Source organism: Paenibacillus sp. AR247 (assembly GCF_002968895.1).
GTDB classification, from domain to species: domain Bacteria; phylum Bacillota; class Bacilli; order Paenibacillales; family Paenibacillaceae; genus Paenibacillus_AQ; species Paenibacillus_AQ favisporus.
On sequence record NZ_PCZT01000012.1, the window covers coordinates 406,668 to 409,062 of the forward strand.

3 protein-coding genes and 1 pseudogene are annotated in these 2,395 nt (G+C 57.6%); 2 read left to right on the top strand and 2 right to left on the bottom strand.

Features of this window, described 5'->3' with window-relative positions:
- Both CPT76_RS23340 and CPT76_RS23345 read left to right on the top strand, forming a co-directional pair.
- Positions 1-591: Gfo/Idh/MocA family oxidoreductase (locus CPT76_RS23340; RefSeq protein ID WP_483870072.1), on the top strand; the 591-nt coding region annotated here is incomplete at its 5' end.
- Positions 584-892 (top strand): hypothetical protein, encoded by a 309-nt coding sequence (locus CPT76_RS23345; RefSeq protein WP_105444611.1) that lies wholly within the window; start codon positions 584-586, stop codon positions 890-892. The genes CPT76_RS23340 and CPT76_RS23345, both read left to right, overlap by 8 nt.
- An 89-nt stretch (positions 893-981) precedes the next feature.
- Here CPT76_RS23345 and CPT76_RS23350 read toward each other — a convergent pair.
- Positions 982-1,934: pseudogene (locus CPT76_RS23350) on the bottom strand (glycosyltransferase WbsX family protein).
- Positions 1,935-2,009: 75 nt separating this feature from the next.
- Positions 2,010-2,395, bottom strand: a 386-nt coding sequence (locus tag CPT76_RS23355; RefSeq protein ID WP_181153009.1) for a glycosyltransferase, incomplete at its 5' end; no start/stop codon positions are given.

Sequence of the window (2,395 nt, forward strand, 5' to 3'; positions counted from 1 at the left end):
GGCTTTAACCGCCGCTTTGCTCCATTATATGTGCGGGCAAAGGCATGGGTCGAGGAGACCGGCGGATTCGTCCAGGCCGCTACAGCCAAGCACCGAACCACCCTGCAGAAGGGGAGCAGCAGCGACACGATTTACGACGATCTGATCCATATGCTGGACCTGCTGCTCTGGCTGGGCGGAAGTGACTACGAGCTGCTTCATCACCATCTAAGTGAAGATGAACAGGGCCGGCTGCTGTACACCTCCGGCGATCTGGGCCTCGGCCGGAACGTCACAGGAAGGTACAGTATGATCCGGCAGGCCGGGGCGGATATGGAGAAGCTCGAGCTGCACGGAAGCGGCCGGTCGGCGGAAGTCGTTAATCTGGAGCATGCGGTTCTGTGTGAGCAGGGAAGGCCGCCCGAGACCCGCGAATTTGGAAGCTGGGATACGATCCTGCATCGGCGCGGCTTCAGCGGGGCCGTGGATCATTTTCTGGAGCATCTTACTTCTCCGGAAGACTGTACTATTCGCGCCGAGCGGGTCATGCGCAGCCATGAGCTGGCATCGAGACTGGCGGAGCAGCAGAAGGGGGGAACTGACAATGGATGAACGGCAGAAGTCGCTGGAAGAAGGCATCGTGGAAAGCTACCGGCAGGATGAGGATATGATGATCCTGGTTTTTGCCCAGTGGTGCGTCAATCACGGATTGGACCCCCTGGAGCTGTACCGGCAGGCGTACCCGCAGCAGGGTGACAACGAGCGACTGCAGCGAGTGCTGGACCTGACCGTACCTAAAGAGGAGGCCGGGCCGATTCCGGACGATACTGTGCTTGGCGTGTTGTCGCTGTTCGGTAACGAAGACTTGGCGTTTGTCGTATCCGAAACGATCGCGGCGAGAGCCGAAAAATAAGCAATTTTTGCGGCATCGAATGGTAAAGCAGCCCAGAAGCCATGCCCCGTATCGGGGGCATGGCTTCTTTGCTCATAGGGCGGGAGAGCTTATTTGCGGCCGATATAGCCCGCGGATGCTTCCAGCGCACTTTTCACCGCCTTCAAATATTGATAGCCGTGATGCCGGTCCGGTTCAAGGTAAGCTCCCTCCGCCCATTCGTTCCAGGCGTTGATAAACAGAAACTCGCTGCGGTACAGCCGGCTTGCCCTTTCGATCTGTCTCGCCAGATACCAGCCGAACTTGCGCGGGGAAGCCCCCATGCTGCTTTGCCCGTTGGCGCCGAGCCGCGGGGTGTTGTCCCAGTTGACGAAAGCGCCCGGGAAAATCATCTCCCCGGCACGATGAGGCGAACGGTTCAATATGTTTTCCCAGACATGATCATAATCCACAGCGATGTGCGGATCGCCGCCGTACGTATTGACATAGCTCCAGATTTGCTGGGAACGGCTGTGACCGAACGTATAGTGCGGTTCGAACTCCAGGCTTGCTTGTTACCGGGCCGATAGATGATAAACATCGGTTTCTCTTGAACACGGATGTATCTCTCATCCCGGAAGGCATCCAGCAGCGCATAAAAGTGCTCTTCCCAGTCACGTTCATCCCCGTAATCCTGCGGCATCAGCAGGTGATGATCACCGCCGTCCCATCTCCGGGTCCACGGCTCGTTGGCCCAGGACAGGCAGAACGGGATCCCGGGCTCACCCAGCCGCAGCACTTCGTTAAAAGGCTTTTCGAGCAGCCGCTTGCCTTTGAACCAGTAGTGGTAATAACAAAAGCCGTAAATCCCGTAGGACTGGGCGGTGTTCGCCTGCCACATCCGGGCGGCAGGGTCGGTCAAATCGTAGTAATACTGATCGAAGGGCTCATTGGGCTGCTTATGCCCCGGGTACAAGGGGACGGCCTTTCGGGTATTTGTCCACTCGGTAAAACCCTCTCCCCACCACAAATCGTTTTCGGGTATCGGGTGAAACTGCGGAAGTAAAAACGCGATAAGCTTCAAGTTGACTTACCTCCCATACAACTTCGGCGGCGGTTCAATCCTGATCCCTGCAGGCTGCCCGGATGGGGTGCAGTCTTAGCGCCGGGCGGCGAGATGGAGCAGCTTCAGCACCATTTGCAGGCACGAATTGCGGTATTTGCTGCCGTACAGAGCGTTGGTCGACACGTACCGCATAAGCTCGGGCCGGTCCCAATAATAGCCGAGTTTTTCCTGCAGGTCGCCGGCGGAGCGGAAGATGACGATATCTTCGTCCGGCCGCATGTACTCGTATAGGTTGGGATTGTTCTCCGCCAGCAGAAAGCCTCCGCACGCGCCAATGGCCAAAACCTGCCCGGGCTCCGGCTGCGCATAAATGATTACGGTGGCCCCGTTATAATATTCCTGGATATCGGCCAGCGGCCGCACGCAGGTTACGCCGTCTTCGGGCTGCCATCCTAAGCCCATGGCAAACACTTTTTTGT